Annotated in this window: 20 protein-coding genes, 1 other RNA gene and 1 pseudogene; 6 read left to right on the top strand and 16 right to left on the bottom strand. The window is 44.2% G+C overall.

The genetic code is table 11. The features are described 5' to 3' along the window. Nucleotides 1-390 precede the first annotated feature (390 nt). Nucleotides 391-645 (bottom strand): benzoate/H(+) symporter BenE family transporter, encoded by a 255-nt coding sequence (locus Xhom_RS12220; RefSeq protein WP_232326104.1) that lies wholly within the window; start codon nt 643-645, stop codon nt 391-393. Here Xhom_RS12220 and Xhom_RS12215 point away from each other — a divergent pair. Then, nucleotides 632-901 (top strand): hypothetical protein, encoded by a 270-nt coding sequence (locus Xhom_RS12215; RefSeq protein ID WP_069316728.1) that lies wholly within the window; start codon nt 632-634, stop codon nt 899-901. The genes Xhom_RS12220 and Xhom_RS12215 overlap by 14 nt on opposite strands. Nucleotides 902-986: 85 nt before the next feature. Here Xhom_RS12215 and gcvP read toward each other — a convergent pair whose 3' ends face one another. The 7 genes from gcvP to Xhom_RS12180 form a co-directional block, all read right to left on the bottom strand. Then, nucleotides 987-3,863, bottom strand: coding sequence for an aminomethyl-transferring glycine dehydrogenase (gcvP, locus tag Xhom_RS12210; protein ID WP_069316729.1), 2,877 nt, complete (start codon nt 3,861-3,863; stop codon nt 987-989). Nucleotides 3,864-4,003: 140 nt separating this feature from the next. Beyond that, on the bottom strand, nt 4,004-4,396 hold the full coding sequence (gcvH, locus tag Xhom_RS12205; protein ID WP_069316730.1) for a glycine cleavage system protein GcvH: 393 nt from the start codon (nt 4,394-4,396) through the stop codon (nt 4,004-4,006). A gap of 69 nt (nt 4,397-4,465) precedes the next feature. Beyond that, complete coding sequence (gcvT, locus tag Xhom_RS12200; protein WP_069316731.1) at nt 4,466-5,563, bottom strand: glycine cleavage system aminomethyltransferase GcvT; 1,098 nt, start codon at nt 5,561-5,563, stop codon at nt 4,466-4,468. Between the two features lie 374 nt (nt 5,564-5,937). Then, nucleotides 5,938-7,170, bottom strand: a complete 1,233-nt coding sequence (gene ubiI, locus Xhom_RS12195) for an FAD-dependent 2-octaprenylphenol hydroxylase (protein ID WP_069316732.1) — start codon at nt 7,168-7,170, stop codon at nt 5,938-5,940. Nucleotides 7,171-7,183: 13 nt separating this feature from the next. After that, entirely contained in the window at nt 7,184-8,374 is a 1,191-nt protein-coding gene (ubiH, locus tag Xhom_RS12190) for a 2-octaprenyl-6-methoxyphenyl hydroxylase (protein ID WP_069316733.1), read from the bottom strand. Between the two features lie 24 nt (nt 8,375-8,398). Then, entirely contained in the window at nt 8,399-9,715 is a 1,317-nt protein-coding gene (gene pepP, locus Xhom_RS12185; protein WP_069316734.1) for a Xaa-Pro aminopeptidase, read from the bottom strand. A gap of 44 nt (nt 9,716-9,759) precedes the next feature. Continuing rightward, nucleotides 9,760-10,335, bottom strand: a complete 576-nt coding sequence (locus Xhom_RS12180; RefSeq protein WP_069316735.1) for a YecA/YgfB family protein — start codon at nt 10,333-10,335, stop codon at nt 9,760-9,762. 266 nt (nt 10,336-10,601) lie between these two features. Here Xhom_RS12180 and zapA point away from each other — a divergent pair, with 266 nt between their 5' ends. The 3 genes from zapA to Xhom_RS12165 all read left to right on the top strand — a co-directional run bounded on the left by zapA (nt 10,602) and on the right by Xhom_RS12165 (nt 11,901). Further along, the gene (gene zapA / locus Xhom_RS12175; protein WP_069316736.1) at nt 10,602-10,901 is read left to right on the top strand and encodes a cell division protein ZapA; all 300 of its coding nucleotides are present in this window, start codon (nt 10,602-10,604) and stop codon (nt 10,899-10,901) included. A 157-nt stretch (nt 10,902-11,058) separates the two neighbouring features. After that, nucleotides 11,059-11,242: non-coding RNA, 6S RNA (gene ssrS, locus Xhom_RS12170), on the top strand. A 62-nt stretch (nt 11,243-11,304) separates the two neighbouring features. Continuing rightward, nucleotides 11,305-11,901 carry a 5-formyltetrahydrofolate cyclo-ligase gene (locus Xhom_RS12165; RefSeq protein ID WP_069316737.1) on the top strand — a complete coding sequence of 199 codons (597 nt, stop codon included), beginning with the start codon at nt 11,305-11,307 and terminating at the stop codon, nt 11,899-11,901. Between the two features lie 106 nt (nt 11,902-12,007). Here the strand turns inward: Xhom_RS12165 and serA are convergent, their stop codons facing one another. Beyond that, nucleotides 12,008-13,249 (bottom strand): phosphoglycerate dehydrogenase, encoded by a 1,242-nt coding sequence (gene serA / locus Xhom_RS12160; RefSeq protein WP_069316738.1) that lies wholly within the window; start codon nt 13,247-13,249, stop codon nt 12,008-12,010. 271 nt (nt 13,250-13,520) lie between these two features. Next, nucleotides 13,521-14,180: a ribose-5-phosphate isomerase RpiA gene (gene rpiA / locus Xhom_RS12150; protein WP_069316739.1), complete on the bottom strand. Its 660-nt coding sequence runs from the start codon at nt 14,178-14,180 to the stop codon at nt 13,521-13,523. Nucleotides 14,181-14,315: 135 nt separating this feature from the next. On the opposite strand from rpiA, the gene Xhom_RS12145 reads away from it, so the two are divergent. Then, entirely contained in the window at nt 14,316-15,221 is a 906-nt protein-coding gene (locus tag Xhom_RS12145; RefSeq protein WP_069316740.1) for a LysR family transcriptional regulator ArgP, read from the top strand. Here the strand turns inward: Xhom_RS12145 and Xhom_RS12140 are convergent. The 5 genes from Xhom_RS12140 to acnB form a co-directional block, all read right to left on the bottom strand. Next, on the bottom strand, nt 15,218-15,952 hold the full coding sequence (locus tag Xhom_RS12140) for an oxidative stress defense protein (protein WP_069316741.1): 735 nt from the start codon (nt 15,950-15,952) through the stop codon (nt 15,218-15,220). The genes Xhom_RS12145 and Xhom_RS12140 overlap by 4 nt on opposite strands. A gap of 99 nt (nt 15,953-16,051) precedes the next feature. Next, complete coding sequence (argO, locus tag Xhom_RS12135) at nt 16,052-16,675, bottom strand: arginine exporter ArgO (protein WP_069316742.1); 624 nt, start codon at nt 16,673-16,675, stop codon at nt 16,052-16,054. Between the two features lie 178 nt (nt 16,676-16,853). Continuing rightward, complete coding sequence (mscS, locus tag Xhom_RS12130; RefSeq protein WP_069316743.1) at nt 16,854-17,726, bottom strand: small-conductance mechanosensitive channel MscS; 873 nt, start codon at nt 17,724-17,726, stop codon at nt 16,854-16,856. A 172-nt stretch (nt 17,727-17,898) separates the two neighbouring features. Further along, nucleotides 17,899-18,273, bottom strand: coding sequence for a YacL family protein (locus Xhom_RS12125; RefSeq protein WP_069316744.1), 375 nt, complete (start codon nt 18,271-18,273; stop codon nt 17,899-17,901). Between the two features lie 221 nt (nt 18,274-18,494). Continuing rightward, nucleotides 18,495-21,092, bottom strand: a complete 2,598-nt coding sequence (gene acnB / locus Xhom_RS12120) for a bifunctional aconitate hydratase 2/2-methylisocitrate dehydratase (RefSeq protein ID WP_069316745.1) — start codon at nt 21,090-21,092, stop codon at nt 18,495-18,497. 376 nt (nt 21,093-21,468) lie between these two features. On the opposite strand from acnB, the pseudogene Xhom_RS12115 reads away from it, so the two are divergent. Continuing rightward, a pseudogene (locus Xhom_RS12115) lies at nt 21,469-21,737 on the top strand (IS1 family transposase); the annotation flags it as partial. A 92-nt stretch (nt 21,738-21,829) separates the two neighbouring features. Here the strand turns inward: Xhom_RS12115 and lpdA are convergent. Further along, nucleotides 21,830-23,257, bottom strand: a complete 1,428-nt coding sequence (lpdA, locus tag Xhom_RS12110) for a dihydrolipoyl dehydrogenase (protein WP_099139748.1) — start codon at nt 23,255-23,257, stop codon at nt 21,830-21,832. Nucleotides 23,258-23,470: the final 213 nt, after the last annotated feature.

The raw sequence follows: 23,470 nt of genomic DNA, 5'->3' as shown, positions 1-23,470 counted from the left end.
CTACGTATAAATTCACCCAGTGAGCAAGCCTATGACTAATGCAATAATAACATTGCTTTCGAGCCCATCACTGGAAAAACGCTTCGGTCATAACAGTAAACATTTTCAATCCTATTAATATAGAAAGGTGTTATTTTTTCATTAGGGAATATCACAATGCTTTTACTCATGATTAAATCATAATTTATTTTCGTTATGGAAATTAAATTGATTGTTTATTTATGGTTTTGGTGTTTGTTTTTTATTTTTTTTATTTAACTAGTTGATTTATTACCAAAATGAGTTATCAAAAATAAAAAAGAATAACGTATAAAAAAGCAATGTTGATATTTTATCAACACTGCTGAAATTGATTTTCCGATATTGTTAGTGCTTATTCCCATCAATCAGCTAATTTTTACTCACCTTATCGGAAATTGATTTACAGCGAAGTAAACGGCCATTAAGTACAATATAAGCCATAAGACCAATCAATAATCCCCAGAATGCACCACCAATACCCAATAACTGAATGTTGGCAGCGGAAGCGAGAAAGGTAATCAACGCGGCTTCTCGGCCTTTTATATCGGCCATTGCGCTGACGAGACTGCCGCCAATCGTTCCGAGTAGAGCAAGCCCCGCTAGGGAAAGTATGTTGAAAACCATTGGCAAATATTTAGGTGGTGTTGTAACTGCACTGCGGCCGGAAGGTGGGCTGCAAATACCCTGCTTATTAGCAGATGAATGGTCAGAGGAAAAAAACATCCGACAAGCCGCTATGTTGGGAATACAACTCCCAGGGCTTAGCCGGTTGTACTTCGGCGAGGACAAAAAACAAGGTTGGATATTAGGTTATTCGTCTTTGGCTGCTTATGAAATCGAAGCGGCTATGCAGCGCCTATCCAGTGCCCTGAAGAAGTAGTTAATAGGCTGTAAGAACCTATTTTTTGATATCCCCGCCAAATAGGCGGGGAGTTTTACAGTGACGAATTAAAAACAAATCGTAATTAACGATAGTCCTCAATTGGTGCACAAGAGCAATGTAAATTGCGATCACCATAAACATCGTCCAGACGTTTAACCGCCGGCCAGTATTTGTTGGCTTGGGTTTCTACTGTTGGGAAGACAGCGACTTCACGACTGTATGCATGATCCCAGTCAGAAACCAGTTCGGCCTGAACGTGTGGAGCATTAACCAATGGGTTGTCTTCCAAAGGCCACTCTCCTCTTGCCACTTTGTTGATTTCTTCCCGAATGGCTAGCATTGCATCAATAAAACGATCAATTTCGACTTTGCTTTCTGATTCCGTTGGTTCCACCATTAAGGTGCCCGCAACAGGGAATGACATGGTTGGTGCGTGGAAACCATAGTCAATCAAACGCTTGGCGATGTCCATTTCACTGATACCAAATTCTTCTTTCAGTGGGCGAATGTCCAAAATACATTCGTGAGCAACGTAGCCATCACATCCGGTATAAAGGATCTCATACGCTCCTTTCAGACGAGCAGCGATGTAGTTTGCATTCAAGATCGCAACTTGGCTGGCTTGTTTCAGCCCTTTTGCACCCATCATGCGGATATACATCCAGCTAATCGGCAAAATGGAAGCACTGCCGAATGGTGCCGCAGATACCGCGCCCAATGTGGTGATTTCGTCCATTTCAACTACCGAATGCCCCGGTACAAATGGTGCAAGGTGTTTTTTCACACCAATCGGCCCCATGCCCGGGCCACCACCACCATGCGGAATACAGAAGGTTTTATGCAGGTTAAGATGTGAAACATCTGCGCCAATGAAGCCCGGGGTGGTAATACCTACTTGGGCGTTCATGTTTGCACCATCCAGATAAACCTGACCGCCATTTTGGTGAATAATTTCGCAAATTTCACGAATGGTTTCTTCATAAACACCGTGTGTAGATGGATACGTCACCATGATACAAGCGAGTTCTTCGCGGTGTGTTTCCGCTTTTTCACGCAAATCAGCCAGATCGATATTGCCCTCTCTGTCACAATCCACAACAATAACGGTCATACCCGCCATATGCGCAGAAGCTGGGTTCGTACCGTGAGCTGAGCTTGGGATCAAGCAAATATGGCGATGTTGTTCACCACGGCTGGCGTAATAGCGGCGGATCGCCAAAAGGCCCGCGTATTCACCTTGTGCTCCGGAATTAGGCTGCATACAAAACGCATCATATCCGGTCAACAGTACCAACCAGTGAGAAAGCTGGCCGATCATCTGATAATAACCTTGGGCCTGCTCTGGCGGGCAGAAAGGATGCATGTCGGTAAATTCAGGCCATGTGATCGGCGTGATTTCTGCCGCTGCATTCAGTTTCATAGTACACGACCCCAGAGGAATCATCGCCTGATTCAAAGCCAGATCTCTACGCTCCAGACTGTGCATGTAACGCATCATGTCGGTTTCGCTGTGATAACGGCGGAAGTTGTCGTGTGTCAGGATTTTATCATTACGTAGCATAGAGGCGGGTATAGACTGACTGCCCGTCGACATTTCGTGATCGAGGACATCGATATCCAACACAGCATCAGATCCTGTCAGGACTTGGAATAGTGTTACCAGATCATCACGGCTGGTTTTTTCATGCAATGTCACCCCAACCGCACCAAGAATATCGGTACGCAGGTTGATTTGCGCTTTATCTGCTCTTGCCAGTACCTGCGCTTTATCCGCAACTTCAACAGTCAGCGTATCAAACCATGTTTTATGACGTAATGTGACACCGGCTTTTCGCAAGCCGGTCGCCAGAATGTTTGTCAGACGATGAATTCGGTCAGCAATCCGCTTCAAGCCTTCTGCTCCGTGATAAACCGCATACATTCCCGCGATATTCGCCAGCAAAACCTGAGAAGTACAGATATTAGAGTTCGCTTTTTCACGGCGGATATGCTGCTCGCGGGTTTGCATTGCCATGCGCAGCGCTCTGTTACCCGCAGCATCACGGGAAACACCAATAATACGGCCTGGCATGGAACGTTTGAATTCATCACGGCAGGCAAAGAAAGCAGCGTGAGGGCCACCGTATCCCATCGGTACACCAAAACGCTGTGCCGAACCAAATACAATGTCAGCCCCTTGTTTGCCCGGTGCTGTCAGCATGACTAGTGCCATGAAATCCGCAGCAACACTCACAATGATTTTTCGTTCTTTCAGTTGCGCGATCAGATCACCGTAATCGTGAACTTCGCCCGTTGTCCCAACTTGTTGTAACAGGACCCCAAAGACATCCCCCAGTTCCAGCACTTTTTCTGCTTTATCAACAATGACTTCAAATCCAAATGTTTCAGCACGGGTACGAACAACATCCAACACTTGTGGATGAATGTCGTCTGCTACAAAGAAACGTTTAGCGCCTTTCAGTTTGCTGATCCGTTTTGCCATTGCCATGGCTTCCGATGCTGCGGTCGCTTCATCCAATAAAGAAGCAGAAGCAAGGTCTAAACCCGTCAGGTCAATCGTGACTTGCTGGAAATTCAGCAATGCTTCAAGCCGGCCTTGAGATACTTCTGGCTGGTAAGGGGTATATGCTGTATACCAGCCCGGATTTTCCAGCAGATTACGCAGAATAACAGGCGGGAGTATCGATGGCGCGTACCCCATACCAATATAAGATTGATAACGTTGGTTCTGGCTCGCGATTGTTTTTAATTCAGCCAAAGCTTGTTGTTCTGTCGCGCCTTCACCAATCGCCGGCGGCTCTGATAATGCGATATCACGGGGAACGATTTTATTTGTCAGATCGTCAAGAGAATTTGCGCCAACTGTCACCAGCATCTCTGTTTGCTGTTCAGCAGAAGAACCAATGTGGCGACGAATGAATTCACCTTGATTTTCAAGTTGGATTAGTGTCTGAGTCATTGATGATAATTTCCTGAAACTAGCTATACCTTCACCTTTCAAATCGCAGCAGGGTTGCCTGTCATTTGAAATCTATGGGCTAAAAACGGCTTACAAAAAAACGCCCCATTCACAATGTGATATGGGGCGGTAAAGAATAATTACTCTTCTTCTTCCAAGAGTGACCGATAACTTTCAGCATCAAGCAGATTATCGAGTTCACTCTCATCAGTAATTTTGATGCGGAACAACCAACCTTCGTTATAAGGCTCTTTGTTCACTAATTCGGGTGAGCCTTCCAAGTCAGGGTTTACAGCGATGACTTTACCACTCATGGGGGCATAAATATCAGAAGCCGCTTTGACTGATTCTACAACTGCACAATCATCACCATTGTTTACAGTGGTACCGACTTCAGGCAAATCAACGAATACCATATCACCCAATAGTTGCTGGGCATGCTCGGTAATACCGACTGTGTATTCACCATTTCCTTCCGAACGAACCCATTCGTGTGATTCAGTATATTTTAATTCTGTTGGTACATGACTCATCGTTGTCATCTCCTTGTTTTTTAATGATTAATTAAAACATTACAACAATCAAAACATTATGACCAAAAATCACTCTACGAGTGGTTTACCCATCCGTACAAAACCCGGTTTAACAACCTGAACCGGCATTTCTCGATTACGGATCTGGACAACCGCCTGTTCACCAATACCTTGTGGTACACGTGCAAGCGCTATGCTGAACCCTAAGGTTGGGGAGAATGTGCCACTAGTAATAACACCGGAATGCATTGTGCCGGCGTCATCAGTGAAATTGACGGTTAAGCCACTACGTAGTACCCCTTTTTCACGCATCACCAATCCGACCAATTGTTCTGTGCCTATTTCACGCTGTCTTTCCAATGCTTCACGGCCAATGAATTGACGCTCTTCCGGTTTCCAGGCAATCGTCCATCCCATATTAGCCGCCAGAGGTGAAATAGTTTCGTCCATTTCCTGACTATAAAGGTTCATACCTGCTTCAAGGCGCAATGTGTCACGCGCACCTAATCCAGCGGGTTTCACACCGGCAGCCAATAACTGCTGCCAAAAATCCGCAGCCTGTTCTTTTGGTAGCGCAATTTCATAACCAGCTTCACCAGTATAGCCGGTGGTCGCAATGAATAGATTTCCCGACTGGACACCGAAGAAAGGTTTCATGTTGGCGACAGACTGTTTTTGTTCATCACTTAACAGGAATTGAACTTTGGTAGTTGCATTTGGCCCCTGAACAGCAATCAGTGCCAAATCATCACGCACAGTAATTTCAACGTCATGGTGCTCAGCATGTTGATTAATCCATGCTAAATCTTTCTCACGGGTTGCCGAGTTAACAACCATGCGATAGAAGTTATTTGTGAAAAAATAGACAATCAGGTCATCAATAACACCACCGGAAGCATTCAGCATGCCGGTATAAAGTGCTTTGCCCTGCTCGGTCAATTTGGCGATGTCATTTGCCAGAAGGTAACGAAGAAAATCACGGCAACCCGTACCGTGTAAATCCACAATTGTCATGTGAGAAACGTCGAACATACCAGCATCAGTACGTACTGTATGGTGCTCGTCGATTTGTGAACCATAGTTCAGAGGCATCATCCAGCCATGAAAATCTACCATGCGTGCTCCGCATGCCAAATGTTGATCATATAGTGGGGTGTGCTTTGACATTAATTTCCCTCTTTCCATTCTTGACATGAAAACATTCGTGATCTGAAAAAACATACGACGTATTAACCGACAGATGTTGGATCATGAAGCAAAGAAGCGGTTAATTACGCAAACGATACCTTAGAATCAGAAGTTATCACTGAAAGTGAAAATGAACCATAAAATAAATTAGCTGCATTCCGGTGATAACCTGAGAAATCGTTCACTATCATGCAGAATTTTTATCTAATTTGTTGTGCTAATACACTCAAAAACCAGTAATAATCCGCAGAAAACATTCTTTTTTGATTAGAAAATGACTAAAGTGTGAAACAAATCAACTGAACGCACCTTAGCCTAATATGAGAGAAACTAATTCTAAACCAGAGAATGAATTAGATTTTTTCAACTGAAGAAGTTTGTGAAGTAAGCCAGTCAGGAAGATCATTCAGCCCCATTGCGTGGCGAAGCAATTGCGGCTTTATTCCCGGTAAGTGATCAGCCAGTGCTAATCCAACATCACGTAATAATTTTTTGGCTGGGTGATTACCATCAAATAACTGACGGAACCCCTGCATTCCTGCCAACATGACCGCAGCACTGTGTTTACGGCGGCGTTCATAACGCCCCAAATAGAGATACTGACCTATGTCTTTTCCCTGTCGATTCAGGCGAATTAGCTCACCAATCAGCTCTGCCACATCCATCAATCCTAAATTGACTCCCTGCCCCGCCAAAGGATGGATGGTATGTGCCGCATCTCCCAATAGTGCTAACCGATGCGCAGCAAAATTGCGGGCATAACGCCCCATCAATGGAATAGTCTGCCGATCACTAACCAGTTCACATTGACCAAGCCGCATGTCAAATGCTACGCCTAACTGCCGGTTAAAAAACACAGGTTCCATAGCCTTGCGTTTTTGAGCGGCTTCGGCCGGCAATGACCAAACAATCGAGCACAAATGAGGATCTGATAGTGGTAAGAAGGCCAATATTCCATCACCATGAAAAACCTGACGTGCAACACCATGATGAGGTTCTTCAGTTCGAATAGTCGCGACTAACGCATGGTGCTCATAATCCCAGAAAGTTAATGGAATATCGGCATGTTGGCGTAGCCAAGAATGAGCGCCGTCTGCACCTACGACTAACCGGGAAGTCAGCATTTGCCCATCAGATAAAGTAATAAAGGCTTCGTTTTCTCCCCAAGCAACATTCTTGAGCGAAGACGGTGTATAAATCGTGACATCTGGCAAACTTTCCGAACGTTGCCAAAGTGCCTGGCGGATCACATGATTCTCGATAATATGCCCAAGATGGGTTAAACCATTTTCCGTCGCATTAAATTGAATACGACCGAAACTATCCTGATCCCAAACTTCCATGCCCTTATAAGGACTGGCTCTCATCGCAATAATATCTTGCCAGACACCAAGGTGGGTTAGTAAACGCTCACTGGCTGCGTTGATAGCCGAAACACGCAACGCATGTTCATCACTGCCATCGAATGTCTTTGTTGGTGGATGTTCTTCTACAATCGCGATGCGCAAACCGCTACCTTGCAAACCACAGGCCAGCGCAAGGCCAACCATACCGCCCCCTGCGATCACCACATCAAATGATTGCATTTTTTCTTTCCTCTTAATCGGCCAATGGTGACTGGGCAACCCAACCCAATGTCTGGCGGGCAAATCGATCCCGCATCGGCGGTAATATTTCCATCGTCATTAAGCCAAGATTACGCCCAATTCTTAACGGCAAGTAGTCGTTAGCGAATAACCTGACCAATCCATCCGTAATACCAATTGTCGTCTCGCGATCTGCCTGACGCTGCTGCTGATATTTTGACAGTACGTTATAGGAACCAATATCCTGACCTGATACCGCCGCTTCTGAAATGACCTGTGCCAGCGCCATAACATCACGCATCCCTAAGTTAAAACCTTGCCCCGCAATGGGGTGCAAAGTCTGGGACGCATTGCCGACCAACGCTAAACGGTGGCTGATTTGCTTATCGGCTGTCGATAAAACCAATGGATAACTGTGTCGCTGACCGGTTTCCAACATCTTGCCTAAACGCCAACCAAATACGTTTTGTAGATGCCGGAGAAATTCCTCATGGCTCCAATCGTTGATTTCCGACTGTTTTTCCAATGGATGACACCACACTAGCGAACTGCGACCTTCAGACATGGGCAATAATGCTAAAGGGCCATGTTGAGTGAAACGCTCGAACGCTCTTCCTTGAGGGCGTTCTGAAGTCAGAATATTGGCGATGATGGCCACCTGACCATAAGATTGCCGCTGATAGGGAATATTGCACGCTTGCGCTATAACAGAGTGGCTGCCATCTGCGGCAACTAACAAGTCTCCTGTCAGCGTTTCGCCATTATTCAGCGTCACAATCACGGAAGTTTCCACGCGCTCGACAGAATCCACTTTAGCCGGACAATAGAGTTTGACATTCGATGTCTGTTTTAATAAATCAAACAGATGAATACCGGCATCATGTAATTCAATGACATTACCCAATGCAGGAATATCATAATCATCAGCACGAATGTTAACAAAACCGCTCTGACCTCGGTCGCTGACATGAACGTGAGTTATTGGCGTAACACAATGTTTCAACGCAGGCCAAACGCCTATTTGGTTCAGACGCTGGCAAGTACCATAAGCCAAGGCAATTGCCCTTGCATCAAAACCCGGATGTTCCAGCATTGGCATAGCAGCTTCAATCAAGGAGACTTGCACCTGCCCCCGACTCAGCGAAGAAATAGCCAGTGCCAATGTGGCTCCCGTCATTCCACCGCCCACAATAATCACGTTCATTATTACTTCCTGATTACTTTAATTTTAATCCTGTCTTGCCTGCGCCATCAACGCTTCTATCTCATCTGGATCTTTCACAACCGACTCGGTCAGGTTTTCGTTCCCAACTTCGGTAATTACAATGTCATCTTCAATGCGGATACCGATACCACGATATTCCAGCGGAACGTCCGCATCAGGTGCTATGTAAAGCCCTGGCTCTACGGTCAGCACCATACCTGGCTCCAGAATGCGATCACGATCAACACCATAGTGACCCACATCGTGTACGTCCAATCCCAACCAATGACTTAGACCATGCATGAAAAATTGACGATAAGCATTAGTCTCGATCAATTGTTCAACATCGCCATGCATAATTCCTAATTTCACTAACCCGTCAACCATGATGCGAATCACTTGCTCCGTGACTTCGCGGATGCTGGTGCCCGGTCTGTACAGTTCAAGGGATACGTTGATGGATTCGAGTACAATGTCATAAATTTCACGTTGAGGGCGTGTAAACTTGCCATTAACCGGGAATGTCCGCGTAATATCGCCAGCATACCCATCGTATTCACATCCTGCATCGATCAACACTAAATCACCGTCTTTCATTCGACGTTCATTTTCAGTGTAATGCAGAATACAGGAATTTTCTCCCGCACCAATAATCGTGTTATACGCGGGATAACGCGCCCCATGACGGGTAAATTCATGGTGGATCTCGGCTTCGAGCTGATATTCAAACATATCAGGATGGCAGTTCTGCATGGCTCGGGTATGCGCCTGTGCACTGATTTCTCCCGCTTTACGCATGATTTCCAGTTCAGCTTCTGACTTAAACAGACGCATTTCATGCAACCACGGGCGCCAATCCACCATGGTAGAGGGCGCTTTAAGATTACGGCGACTATTGCTACGTAATTTATCCAATGCGCTGAATACAATGTTATCAGCGTATTCAAACTCTCCTTGAGCGTGATAAATCACTTCCAAGCCATTCAGCAACAAATAAAGTTGCTCATTGAGGTCATCGAACGGCAAGGCGCGATCCACCCCAAATTTTTCCAGGGCAGCTTCTTGCCCAAGACGACGGCCAAACCAGATTTCAGCCGTCAAATCACGTATGCGGTTAAACAATACGCTATGATTATGAGTTTCATCGCTTTTGATCAAGATCAAAACCGATTCCGGCTCACTGAACCCTGTCAGATAAAGGAAATCACTGTGCTGACGATAAGGATATTCGCTATCTGCATTGCGTGTCGCAGGCGGGGCAGCAAAAATAATGGCCGCACTGGCCGGTGCCATTTTTGACAATAATGCCTGACGACGGGATAAATATTCTTGTTTAGTCATACCCTCTCCTGCGATTTCATTATTATTAGTGAGTTTATCGCCAATCAGTGCAGCGTTGGCTTTTCATTGTTTTTTGCACTAGCGGTTTTTGGTGTTACTAAAGCGATGTAGCAAAGTTGGACTGCAACACGAACATATTCCAATACTTCCTCAAGGGCCTGAGAGAGTTCTTCCTGATCTTCGCTTTCGTCATACCCCAACATACCTATGTTACGTAAATCGGTGACAATTTCTTTAATTTCTGGTTTTTCTGTCAATTTTGGATTCGCCACGCCTAATCCCAATAGAAAATGGTTAACCCATCCTGCCAACGCATCTGCACACTCAAAAATACCCGCCTCTTCATCAGGAAGCAGTAACTTAAACACAAAATTGCTGTCATCCAGCGATTCAAAAGTCGTTTCGTACAATTCCCGGAGCGGCAGAGCCAGAACTTGAGAAAATGCCAGGCCATCATTAGCAAGATCATGCACCAATGTCTGCCAACTATTATCATGGTTTCCACCACATAGCAGGCCACTGATCAAGCCATGCATTTCTGCGGCTGTCAGTGCAACGGACTGTTGGTGCAAAATTTCATCAAATGATTGATAATTAGGTAATGAGTTTTGTATAGACATGTATATTGATCATCGTTGGCGGTATAAGTTCGTGATATGCTACCATCAAGGGGAGTCGCTATACTAGACAACACATACCGATATTAGGCGGGGTGTTTGTCAGTATTGTACGGTAATGATTGGTGTCGGCCTTGGTTTTATACCAGAATGTACTTTATACCCAATGGATTTCAAGTTGCAACTCAACCAACAAAGCAGCGATTTGCAAGATGAAGGGTATATGTCAGAATCAAGGTATCGGCGTAGTAATAAATCAGGAAGGTGTCATGTCTGCACAACCAGTAGATATTCAGATTTTTGGGCGGTCATTACGTGTCAATTGTCCACCAGAGCAGATAGAAGCATTGCAAGCTGCTGCGGAGGAGCTTGATCAGCGTTTGCATAACCTCAAAGAACGCACCAGAGTAACTAATACTGAGCAACTGGTTTTTATTGTGGCGCTGAATGTCTGTCACGAGTTGGCACAGGAAAAGATGAAAACCCGTGATTATGCCTATAATATGGAGCAAAAAATAAAAATGCTCCAGCAGACTATTGAACGAGCATTATTAGAACAAGGTAAATGACCTCGTTCTCTTACCTGCCAATAAACTGAATTTTGTTGATAAATCAGACAATAATCACTATAGATTAATATAATCAGTTGCTTTCTTCGTTTAGTTTCATACAATAGGCTCCATAGCATTGCTTAGAGCCTGTTTAGGTGCTTTAAGCAGCAAAAAAATTTCTCTGAGGTGTTCGTGAGCAGGCAAGTCCCCTGAGCCGATATTTCATCTCCATAGAATGTGGTGCTTTGTTTTTTGTGAGCATGCTTGGCTAGACCAAGAAGCCTAATAAAAACGACTCTGCGTTCACCTTGAACCAAGGGTTCAAGGGTTACTACCTGCAACGGCATCTTGGAGAACCCTAATTTTTATCTGTGTTACTTTTATTTGTACTGATCCTTTTCTGCATTAACAGGCAGGTATCATGCAATCAGATTCTTTTTTGTCTCTCCGAAAATCCATTCGAAAAAAAATTCGACAACTGCGTCAAGATTTATCCCCAGAACAGCAATCACGATTCGCCCAGCAAACCACCCAACGGGTTATGGCTCATCCCAAGATCCAACAAGCCAACAAAATTGCTCTGTATCTCTCTTTCGATGGGGAATTAGATACGCGCCCGCTGATTCAACAACTTTGGCAACAAAATAAACAGGTCTACTTGCCAATATTGCATCCTTTCAGCCGGAGTCATCTGTTGTTCTTGCGTTATTGTGCAGATACACCCCTTATTAAGAATAGTTTTAATATAGAAGAGCCGGTGTTAGATATCCGACAGGTTTTACCCGTATCTGAGCTGGATATCATGTTTATTCCGCTTGTTGCTTTCGATAGCACAGGGCAACGTTTAGGCATGGGAGGCGGGTTCTACGATAGGACGCTGGCCAAATGGCAGCAACAACACTTTTATCCGATCGGGCTGGCTCACGATTTTCAATTAGTCGAGACATTGCCCATTGCAAGTTGGGATATCCCTCTGCCTGAAATCATTACACCCGAAAAAATATGGCGATGGGCGTGAGTCTTTAAATGACTAGTAAGGGCTATTGTTTATTCAATAGCCCTTGTGTTTCATGAATCAATATCGCTTTTAATCAATATGATCCTTATCAATCTGACATCACATCTCAGTAAAGCAGACGAGAGCGGATCGTGCCAGGCAAGGCTTTCAGTTGTTGTAATACCAATTCGGCTTGAGCAGGTTTTTGCGTCGTGATATCGATCACCACATAACCAATATTGCCTTCGGTCCGCAGGTATTGAGCTTCAATATTAATTTCTTGATCAGTAAAAACTTGGTTGATGCTGGTTAAGATACCAGGACGGTTTTCATGAATATGCAGCAACCGATTCGTGTCTTTGGCGTGTGTAGGCAGTGAAACTTCAGGGAAATTAACCGCGGATAACGTAGAGCCATTGTCAGAGTATTTGACCAGCTTGCCTGCGACTTCATAACCAATATTCTGTTGAGCTTCTTGTGTTGATCCACCGATATGTGGCGTCAGCAGTACGTTATCAAACTTGCTCAATGGCGAATGGAAAGGCTCACTGTTTGTTGCTGGTTCTACTGGGAATACATCAAGTGCCGCGCCAGAAAGGTGCCCAATTTCCAATGCTTCACTGAGAGCAGGAATATCCACGACAGTACCGCGTGATGCATTGATCAGAATTGAGCCTGGTTTCATCAGTTCTAATTCTGCGGCCCCAATTATATTTTTGGTTGACGCCGTTTCAGGAACGTGAAGGCTCACAACATCACTCATATTCAACAATTCAGATAAGTGACTAACTTGCTGTGCATTGCCCAATGGCAGTTTATGTTCAATATCATAGAAATAGACATTCAAACCGATACTTTCAGCCAGAATGCCAAGCTGCGTACCGATATGGCCGTAACCGATAATCCCTAATTTTTTTCCACGCGCTTCATAACAACCTTTTGCTTGTTTATTCCATACGCCATTGTGTGCCTGCGCATTTGCTTCTGGAATGCGGCGCAATAATAAAAGCAACTCTCCCAACACCATTTCAGCAACCGAACGTGTATTGGAGAATGGCGCGTTAAATACAGGAATACCACGTTTCGCAGCAGCGTGCAGGTCAACTTGGTTAGTACCAATACAAAAACATCCCACAGCAACCAGTTTCTCCGCTGCCGAAATAATTTCTTCGGTTAGCTGGGTACGGGAACGGATCCCGACAAATCGAGCATCGCGAATCGCTTCTTTCAGCGCTTCTGGTTCTAATGCTCCTTTGTGATATTCAATATTGCTGTAACCCGCTGCCTTTAAGTTGTCTACCGTACTTTGATGAACGCCCTCCAGTAGCAAAAATTTAATTTTGTCCTTTTCTAAAGATACCTTAACCATTTGCCCGCCCTAGTTGTACACAATTTCATAACGCCTATCGATTCCACCAAAATAACAAAAAAAACGACAACAGCAATACAATCGATTGCTTGCCTGACAGAATAAGTAACAGTAAATAAGTTGTTATACAAAGTAAAATTATTCGTTACAGAAAAAAGACAGGATTTTGAGTTTTTCTTAGGCAATATAGTGATATATATCACCAAATTTTATTTTTTTGAATAAATAAAAAAATATGTTGAGGACAGAATATTCTGCCCTCAACAAACGATTATTTTGCGATCGTTTTAACGCCATCAGCACTTCCCACCAGTACCACGTCAGCACCACGATTAGCAAAAAGACCAACGGTTACCACACCTGAGATACTATTAATTTTATCTTCTAATTCAAAAGGATCGATAATAGAAAGGTTATGAACATCCAAAATATCATTGCCGTTATCCGTCACGACGTTTTCACGATAAATCGGTGTTCCTCCCAATTTCGCCAGTTCACGGGCAACATAAGCACGTGCCATTGGGATAACCTCAACAGGCAGAGGAAATTTGCCCAAGACTTCCACTTGCTTAGAAGAATCAATAATACAGATAAATTTCTTTGCAACAGCGGCAATGATTTTTTCTCGGGTTAGTGCGGCACCACCACCTTTGATCATCTGCATCTGGCCATTGATTTCATCAGCACCATCAACATAAATATCCAACATTTCGACATCATTGCAATCAAATACAGGAATACCAAGGCTTTTCAATTTCTCAGTCGATGCTTCAGAACTAGACACCGCACCTTCAATTTTATCTTTGATAGTTCCTAACGCATCAATAAAATGCGCTGCCGTTGAACCTGTACCAACACCTACTATTGTGCCTGGTTTAACATATTCCAATGCCGCCCAACCTACTGCTTTTTTCAGTTCATCCTGAGTCATGTCAATCACAGCCTATAATCAGTTACAAGGAAAAATCTGACAGCCAGTATAAACAATATTTGCCTCGTCCCACGAAAAAATGTGGCATAGTGCTATACCCCTCAAAAAAAGCAAAAACGGAGAGTCTTATTTCCAATGAAACGTCCTGATTACCGATCACTGCAAGCATTAGATGCAGTGATCCGCGAACGTGGTTTCGAACGGGCGGCGCAAAAACTTTGTATCACCCAATCTGCAGTATCACAGCGAATCAAACAATTAGAAAATCTGTTTGGTCAACCATTATTAGTGCGCACTGTTCCTCCTCGTCCCACAGAGCAAGGGCAAAAACTGCTCGCGCTATTACATCAGGTAGAATTACTGGAAGCACAATGGCTCGGCGATGAAAATGGCAATGAGATCCCATTGTTACTCTCTCTCGCCGTTAATGCAGACAGTTTGGCAACATGGCTTTTACCAGCTCTCCATCCTGTTTTGTCTGATTTACCTATTAGGTTAAATATTCAAGTAGAAGATGAAACCCGGACTCAGGAAAGTTTGCGGCGTGGGGAAGTTGTCGGAGCAATTAGTATTCAATCACAGCCTCTGCCAAGCTGTTTGGTTGATAAGTTAGGTGCTCTCGATTATCTGTTTGTTGCTTCTCCGAAATTCGCCGAACGTTTCTTCCCGAATGGCGTCACTCGTTCCGCATTACTGAAAGCACCCGCCGTTGCATTCGACCATCTGGATGATATGCACCAAGCGTTTTTGCAACAATACTTTGATTTATCACCAGGCAGCGTCCCCTGCCATATTGTGAATTCTTCCGAAGCCTTTGTTCAGTTGGCAAAACAAGGCTCGACTTGTTGCATGATCCCACATTTGCAAATAGGTAGGGAACTGCAAGCCGGAGAGTTAATTGATTTAACACCAGGATTATGCCAACGCCGTATGCTTTACTGGCATCGTTTCGCCCCAGAAAGTGGTGCGATGAGAAAAGTCACTGACGCCCTACTAAAATTCGGGCGCCAAATGTTACTTCAGGAAGATGAAGCGAATTAACGCTGTAATTCAAAAACGGCATCAACGTGATCAGAGAATTCAATGCCCTGAGGTTCATAAGTTTCTTGGGCTGAATCTGAAGCAGGTGCTGCCATCAGAGCTGCCTGATATCGCAGGCGGCTCATTGGTGCTGGTACAGCTTCAGGAGCACGATAATTAACGCTATATATTGGGCCTAACTTACTGTTGAACCCTTTTGCCAACGCGGTTGCCTGCTGAATAGCATTCTCAATGGCTTTTTGTCTAGCTTCGTCACGATAACGCTGCGGATTATCAACACTGAACTGAACTGAGCTAATTTCATTTAATCCGACTTTCAGCGCGCCATCAAGTAGCGTATTCAGTTGATCCAGCTTATGAACTTTTACTTCAACTGAACGCGAGGCTCTATATCCCGTAATAGTCGATTTACTGGTCTTTTGTTCATATTGATATTCTGGTTGCGTACGTAAATTGGCAGCATCAATATCTTTCTTTTCTATGCCATTGTCTTTCAAGAAATCAAAATATTTCGCAATACGTTCATCTACTTTTTTCTTTGCATCTGCCGCGCTCTTTTGAGTCACATTCACATGAATAATCAATGTGGCCATATCTGGTGCCGCTTTGATTACCGCGTTACCAGAAGTTGAAATATGAGGGACAGATGGCAATTCAGCAGCGTAGGCAGTCATACAAGACAAACTACCCAGAGCCATTATCGCGGCTAATACCAATGAGTTACGTTTCACAAAACCTCCTTCCAATACAACCAATTTTCAGTAATAAGGTGCTTTCAGAAACATTAGCACACTATCTATGAACACACTATCTATGCAGAAATATTGAAATCAGGCAAGGAGCTGTAATCCCTGCTTTATTAATCCAAAAGCGATATACCACATCACGCAACCGACAAAGATGTTGATAACCCGTTGCGAGTGAGGTTGGTTCAGTACAGGTGAGAACCACGCAGCCAAAATTGACAATGCAAAAAACCAACTGAACGATGCTATTACGGCTCCGATGGTAAACCACGGCCTAAGCTCCGATGACAATTGTCCCCCTATACTTCCTAATACTACAAAGGTATCCAGATAAACATGAGGGTTGAGCCATGTTACTGCAAATAACGTCACCACAACTCGCCAGCGGCTTTGGACAAAACTTTCAGCGCGGGAAAGCCCAACTTCCGCCGACAGTGCCGTGCGAAAAGCACTCCATCCATACCAGAGCAAAAATGCGACACCTCCCCATGTGACTGCTTGCATCAAAAATGTCGATTGTCCAAGCAAGACACTTCCGCCAAATACTCCTGCCATAATGAGCAAAGCATCACTGGCAGAACATAATGACGCACTCATTAAATGAAATTGTTTTCTACTCCCCTGCTGCATGACAAATACGTTTTGTGGCCCAAGCGGAAGGATCATAGCGGCACTAAGAAAAAAACCCTGTATCAATGTTGAAAGCATGCAAAGATTCCTGATAATTATTCAATGAGTTACGGTATCAATGCATATTAGGCAATGTCATGGATAAGTGAAAATGAATCATTCTTATTCATCATTAGAAAAAATGATGCTTTTTCTCAAATTTGGTGTGAGCAATGCTGGCGTGAGCAACAGAAATACTCACACCAACATAGTTTGATTATTCGCCTGTCTTATTCTGTAAGATCGCTTGTTGCTGATGTAGATAAACATCCATTTGTGGGAATGGGATACCGATATTGTGCTTATCCAAAGCACGCTTAAAATTTTCCATCAAATCCCAATACACACTCCAAGCATCACCATTGGTTGTCCATACACGTACAACAAAATTCAGTGATGAAGGCGCCATTTCATGCAAGCGAATAGTGACCCCTTTGTCATGCTGAATGCGTTTATCTGCCTGAATTACATCACCCAATACTTTTTTCACTTCATCAATATCTGCGTTATACGCAACACCTACCATAATTTGGGTACGGCGGTTAGGTTCACGGCTAGTATTGATAATATTGTCAGCAATAATCTTACCATTGGGAATTACGATGATACGGTCATCTGCTGTGCGCAGTGTCGTAGAAAAGATCTGTACTTGCACAACAGTTCCTTCCACAGCACCAATAATGACGTATTCTCCCGTACGTAGTGGACGGAAAATCACCAATAAAACACCCGCTGCAAAATTAGATAGTGAACCTTGTAATGCCAGACCTACCGCTAAACCTGCGGCACCTATCACAGCAATCACAGACGCAGTCTGAATTCCTAATTTTCCAAGCACTGCAATAACTGTAAACGCAATGATGGCATAACGAATAATTGCAGATAAAAAATCAGAAATAGTGACATCAATGCCACGTAATGACATAACGCGTTTAACTGCTTTATTGACCAGTTTGGCAACAACCAGGCCAACGATAAGAATCAAGATGGCAGATAAGATATTCATCGCATACTGGGTCAGTAGATCTTGATTATTAGTAAACCAACTTGCCGCTTTATCAATCTCATTTGACAGATTGATCTCTTCCATAAAAAGTCCACCGTTATTGTTGGAGCCTATCTTATTCGTTGGCGTTACTTGCTCGGAACACCATCGGCAAATGCAGGTTCCTGTTAAAAAATAGAAAAGCGTCTATCACAATACACAAAAGTGATGAAATGTCGATTATGGCAGAAAACCATCGTTGGTTGAACACTAACACTTATATTTGATTTTTTTGCAAAACAAACTCCTTGTAATCAGCTAACATTGCAATAAAATCGTCTGTTCCACAAAACGCCAGACTCTCATTATCATAGTAGCTCATTCCCTCTTCTATTATCTCTTCTGTATCAAACTGTAACTGATTGGCTCTGATCATGATTTCCTCTTCCGTCATTAATAACGTATATTCATGACCCACCAGTTGCCACTGACGCTCGCTACCTTTAATGTCTTTCAAAGCCACAGTGATTTTATCCAACACACTCAAATCACCTTTAACTTCTTCATTTAACCAATGGCCGATAGCTTCATGATCCATTGAAAAAGATGTTGTTACCTGACCAGTAACATCCTGCATAAATTGATATTCCATCACGCACCTCTGCTATTTTTTGCTTATACATTTCATCCTTTAATTTGCATCTTTGTTATCTGAGCTGCAACTTGGAATCTATTGGGTATATATCCACAACTAGCTTGGATTCTAAACACTTTTGACAATACCACCTCAGAGGTAGTCCACAAATTGACATAAAAACAGATACAAAAAAAGGGGAGGCATCAGCCTCCCCCCATTCTTTGCAATATACTGTTTTATACTGCGGTTTGGAAGATCACATCATCCGCTTTTTCTGTGTATTGATTCAATTGATCAAAATTGAGGTAGCGATAAGTATCTGCTGCGGTTTCATCGACTTTATCCATGAATTGCAAATACTCTTCTGGCGTTGGCAAACGACCCAGCAATGAAGCCACCGCTGCCAGCTCCGCAGATGCCAGGTAAACATTTGCACCCGATCCGAGGCGATTCGGGAAGTTACGAGTCGATGTCGATACCACGGTGGCACCATCTGCCACACGCGCCTGATTTCCCATACATAATGAACAGCCTGGGATCTCGATTCGTGCTCCACTTTTGCCAAAGATGCTGTAATAGCCTTCTTCTGTTAACTGAGCTGCATCCATCTTAGTTGGAGGGGCAACCCACAAACGAGTCGGTAACTGGCCTTTATGCTGATCCAGCAATTTACCTGCTGCACGGAAATGGCCGATATTGGTCATGCAAGAACCGATAAAGACTTCATCAATTTTGCTGTTAGCCACTTCAGATAACAGACGAGCATCATCTGGATCGTTTGGCGCGCACAAAATAGGCTGTTTAATGTCAGCCATATCGATTTCAATCACAGCCGCATATTCAGCATCCGCATCCGCTTCCAACAATTGAGGATCTTTCAGCCAGTTTTCCATACCAATAATACGGCGTTCCAATGTCCGGCGATCACCATAACCTTCCGAAATCATCCATTTCAACAATACGATATTTGATTGCAGATATTCAATGATCGGTGCTTTATCCAGCTTGATGGTACAACCTGCCGCAGAACGTTCAGCAGATGCGTCTGCCAGTTCGAATGCCTGCTCAACTTTAAGCTCAGGCAAACCTTCAATCTCAAGAATTCGGCCAGAGAAGATGTTTTTCTTACCTTTCTTCTCAACCGTCAGCAAACCTTGCTGGATCGCATAATAAGGAATGGCATGAACCAGATCGCGCAAGGTAATGCCAGGCTGCATTTTTCCTTTAAAGCGCACGAGTACAGATTCTGGCATATCCAACGGCATCACACCCGTTGCAGCCGCAAATGCCACTAAACCTGAACCAGCTGGGAAAGAGATACCAATTGGGAAACGGGTATGAGAGTCACCGCCAGTACCCACGGTATCAGGCAGCAGCATACGGTTCAGCCATGAATGGATGATACCATCTCCCGGACGCAGAGATACCCCACCACGGTTCATAATGAAATCAGGCAGAGTGTGATGTGTAGTCACATCTACAGGTTTTGGATAAGCCGCTGTATGACAGAATGACTGCATAACCAGATCCGCAGAGAAACCCAGACACGCCAGATCTTTCAATTCATCTCGCGTCATTGGCCCGGTCGTGTCCTGCGAACCGACAGAGGTCATCTTAGGTTCACAATATTCTCCCGGACGGATCCCCACAGTCCCACAAGCTCGACCTACCATTTTCTGTGCTAATGAGAAACCACGATCACTTTTCGCCACGGCTTTTGCCTGACGGAATACATCGCTGTGTGGTAAACCCAGTGATTCACGAGCCTTGCTAGTCAAACCGCGGCCAACAATCAGTGGAATACGTCCACCAGAACGAACTTCATCAATGAGTACATCAGTTTTCAGTTCAAATGTTGCCAACAACTCGTTGGTTTCGTGATAACGCACTTCGCCTTTATAAGGATAGATATCGATCACGTCTCCCATATTGAGTTTGGAAACATCCACCTCAATTGGCAACGCACCCGCATCTTCCATAGTATTGAAGAAAATTGGGGCGATTTTGCCGCCAAGAACAACGCCGCCACCACGTTTATTTGGCACAAATGGGATATCTTCCCCCATGAACCACAATACGGAGTTTGTGGCTGATTTACGCGAAGAACCTGTACCAACAACGTCACCGACATAGGCCAATGGATAGCCTTTTTCATTCAGCGCTTCAATCTGTTTAATCGGGCCTACAGCACCTGCTTGATCAGGCTCAATGCCTTCGCGGGCATTCTTGAGCATTGCCAGAGCATGCAGAGGAATATCGGGACGTGACCATGCATCAGGTGCAGGAGAAAGATCATCGGTGTTGGTTTCACCCGTGACCTTAAAGACAGTAGCAGTAATTTTTTCTGCTAACTCAGGGCGTTCCAGAAACCATTGAGCATCAGCCCATGACTGGATAATTTGCTTGGCATGGGAATTGCCTGCTTTTGCTTTTTCTTCTACATCATAGAAACTGTCAAACATCAACAAAGTATGAGAAAGCGTTTTTGCCGCAATTGGCGCCAGTTTTTCATCATCAAGAGCATCAATTAAAGCGTGGATGTTATATCCGCCTTGCATGGTTCCCAATAATTCGATGGCTTTTTCCTGTGTGACCAAAGGAGATGCAGTTTCACCCTTAGCAATAGCAGCAAGGAAACCCGCTTTCACATAAGCGGCTTCATCAACACCGGGAGGAACTCGGTTGGTCAATAGGTCTAACAGGAAATCTTCTTCACCTTTAGGTGGATTCTTCAGTAATTCGACCAGCGCTGCTGCTTGAGCTGCGTCTAATGGCTTAGGGACGATGCCTTGAGCTGCACGCTCGGCTACGTGCTTGCGGTATTCTTCTAGCACGACATACTCCTCGCTCTCATTGTCATTTTATATACCCGGCTGGCTGCACCCGGTAACGATCATCGAAAAACGATCATCCAAAAACAATCATCTAAAACAATCACCAAGGGTGCCAGGTCAGAGGATTTTGCTCGCATAACATCATAATTATGCTTAGCTTCGGGCGTTTAGCATACCAAAATTTGAATGACATGTTAATTCATTCACATAAAATCAACATTGAACAGTGATAAAATGCCAGATAAATGTACATAAAGAGTGTATTACGGTTTTAAATGCTATTTGTTGCTATTTCGGCCTTAAAAACCCTTAGTTTCTATTTACAATTTGAAAGGGGAAAGACTCGACACTTTCATGATGATAGCCCATGTATTCAGGGCCCCGCACCGATGCGAGCTGCGCAAATTACTCGATTTTAACATTCGTTTCATCACAACCGATGATTAGGAAAGCTATGTCAAGGAAGCCGCACCAGAAAAGCATCTGATAGGAAAGGTTTTTACTCTGCGTATAGAGCGACATAATCTCAATTTACGATTGTATATCAAGAGATTAATAGGAAAGACAATTTGTTATTCACGCTCAATAGAAATTCATGAAAAGCTCATAAGTGCATATATCGAAAAAATCATTACAACACCTTAGAGTCATAACTATCTATTTAACCGTCAATTTTAAATAAACAATAACGGCCTCCATAATGGAAGCCGCTATTTATCACTGCAAAAACTAAAGAATTATTTCTTTTTCTTTGCCTTAGGGTTTGGCAAATCGGTGATGCTGCCTTCGTAAATTTCCGCAGCCATACCGATTGATTCGTACAGTGTTGGGTGAGCGTGGATAGTCAGAGCGATATCTTCTGCATCACAGCCCATTTCGATAGCCAGACCGATTTCACCCAGCAACTCGCCGCCGTTAGTACCAACAACTGCACCACCGATAACACGATTAGTTTCTTTATCGAAAATCAGTTTGGTCATACCATCAGAACAGTCAGATGCGATTGCGCGGCCTGATGCTGCCCATGGGAAGGTTGCGGTTTCGTAGCTGATGCCTTTTTCTTTCGCTTCTTTCTCAGTCAGACCAACCCATGCAACTTCTGGCTCAGTGTAAGCAATGGATGGAATAACTTTAGGATCGAAGTAATGTTTTTTGCCAGAAATAACTTCAGCAGCAACATGACCTTCGTGAACACCTTTGTGTGCCAGCATTGGCTGACCAACGATATCACCGATAGCAAAGATATGAGGTACGTTAGTGCGCATTTGCTTATCCACATGGATAAAACCACGCTCATCAACTTCAACGCCCGCCTTGCCAGCATCCAGTGATTTACCGTTTGGTACACGGCCGATAGCAACCAGAACCGCATCATAGCGTTGTGGTTCAGCAGGTGCTTTTTTGCCTTCCATTGTCACGTAGATGCCATCTTCTTTAGCTTCCACCGCAGTCACTTTGGTTTCCAGCATCAAATTGAATTTCTTGCTGACACGCTTAGTGAATACTTTAACAACGTCTTTGTCCGCTGCAGGAATAACCTGATCGAACATTTCCACCACGTCAATCTGAGAACCCAGCGCGTGATAAACAGTACCCATTTCCAGACCGATAATACCACCGCCCATCACCAGCAAACGTTCTGGGACAGTTTTCAGTTCCAGTGCATCAGTAGAATCCCATACGCGAGGATCATTGTGCGGGATGAATGGCAGTTCAATTGGGCGTGAACCCGCTGCGATAATGGCATTATCAAAATTAATCGTTGTTGCGCCGTTTTCGCCTTCAACTACCAGAGTGTTAGCACCGGTAAATTTACCAATACCGTTGACCACGTTAACTTTACGGCCTTTAGCCATGCCACCCAGACCACCTGTCAGCTGGGAAATAACTTTTTCTTTCCACAGGCGGATCTTATTGATATCAGTTTGTGGCTCACCAAAAACGATACCATGTTGTGTCAGTGCTTTTGCTTCTTCAATCACTTTTGCAACATGAAGCAGCGCCTTAGATGGGATACAACCCACGTTCAGGCAAACACCACCCAAAGTAGAGTAACGTTCAACCAGAACAGTATCCAAACCTAAGTCTGCACAACGGAAAGCAGCAGAATACCCAGCAGGGCCCGCTCCAAGCACCACTACCTGGGCTTTAATTTCAGTACTCATCATGACCTCTTAATTGTTTGTCCGGCGGGTCAGACGAAAAAAAACCATATTCCACCGGGACGTACACACCGCGAGCAGTTTACAGAATTGTAAATAACCTGAAAAGCGCGTTAACGTGACAGAAATCCCAACCTGCCAGATGCGAGAAGAAAATATCTGTCACGACCGTAATCATAAAGGATGGTAATCATCAGGCCGGTTATTCCCTTATCT

Origin of the sequence: Xenorhabdus hominickii (assembly GCF_002632725.1) — a bacterium.
Taxonomy (GTDB): domain Bacteria; phylum Pseudomonadota; class Gammaproteobacteria; order Enterobacterales; family Enterobacteriaceae; genus Xenorhabdus; species Xenorhabdus hominickii.
Note: the sequence above shows the minus strand (reverse complement) of the source record. Positions and strands in the feature narration are given on the sequence as shown.

Bases quoted from the DNA above. Each gene is read 5' to 3' on its own strand.
- ubiH (WP_069316733.1), bottom strand. From the start codon at position 8,374: ATGAACGTGATTATTGTGGGCGGTGGAATGACGGGAGCCACATTGGCA.
- ubiI (WP_069316732.1), bottom strand. From the start codon at position 7,170: ATGCAATCATTTGATGTGGTGATCGCAGGGGGCGGTATGGTTGGCCTT.
- lpdA (WP_099139748.1), bottom strand. From the start codon at position 23,257: ATGAGTACTGAAATTAAAGCCCAGGTAGTGGTGCTTGGAGCGGGCCCT.
- serA (WP_069316738.1), bottom strand. From the start codon at position 13,249: ATGGTTAAGGTATCTTTAGAAAAGGACAAAATTAAATTTTTGCTACTG.
- Xhom_RS12180 (WP_069316735.1), bottom strand. From the start codon at position 10,335: ATGTCTATACAAAACTCATTACCTAATTATCAATCATTTGATGAAATT.
- pepP (WP_069316734.1), bottom strand. From the start codon at position 9,715: ATGACTAAACAAGAATATTTATCCCGTCGTCAGGCATTATTGTCAAAA.
- Xhom_RS12145 (WP_069316740.1), top strand. From the start codon at position 14,316: ATGAAACGTCCTGATTACCGATCACTGCAAGCATTAGATGCAGTGATC.
- argO (WP_069316742.1), bottom strand. From the start codon at position 16,675: ATGCTTTCAACATTGATACAGGGTTTTTTTCTTAGTGCCGCTATGATC.
- gcvT (WP_069316731.1), bottom strand. From the start codon at position 5,563: ATGTCAAAGCACACCCCACTATATGATCAACATTTGGCATGCGGAGCA.
- Xhom_RS12220 (WP_232326104.1), bottom strand. From the start codon at position 645: ATGGTTTTCAACATACTTTCCCTAGCGGGGCTTGCTCTACTCGGAACG.
- Xhom_RS12125 (WP_069316744.1), bottom strand. From the start codon at position 18,273: ATGGAATATCAATTTATGCAGGATGTTACTGGTCAGGTAACAACATCT.
- zapA (WP_069316736.1), top strand. From the start codon at position 10,602: ATGTCTGCACAACCAGTAGATATTCAGATTTTTGGGCGGTCATTACGT.
- gcvP (WP_069316729.1), bottom strand. From the start codon at position 3,863: ATGACTCAGACACTAATCCAACTTGAAAATCAAGGTGAATTCATTCGT.
- Xhom_RS12165 (WP_069316737.1), top strand. From the start codon at position 11,305: ATGCAATCAGATTCTTTTTTGTCTCTCCGAAAATCCATTCGAAAAAAA.
- rpiA (WP_069316739.1), bottom strand. From the start codon at position 14,180: ATGACTCAGGATGAACTGAAAAAAGCAGTAGGTTGGGCGGCATTGGAA.
- gcvH (WP_069316730.1), bottom strand. From the start codon at position 4,396: ATGAGTCATGTACCAACAGAATTAAAATATACTGAATCACACGAATGG.
- Xhom_RS12215 (WP_069316728.1), top strand. From the start codon at position 632: ATGTTGAAAACCATTGGCAAATATTTAGGTGGTGTTGTAACTGCACTG.
- mscS (WP_069316743.1), bottom strand. From the start codon at position 17,726: ATGGAAGAGATCAATCTGTCAAATGAGATTGATAAAGCGGCAAGTTGG.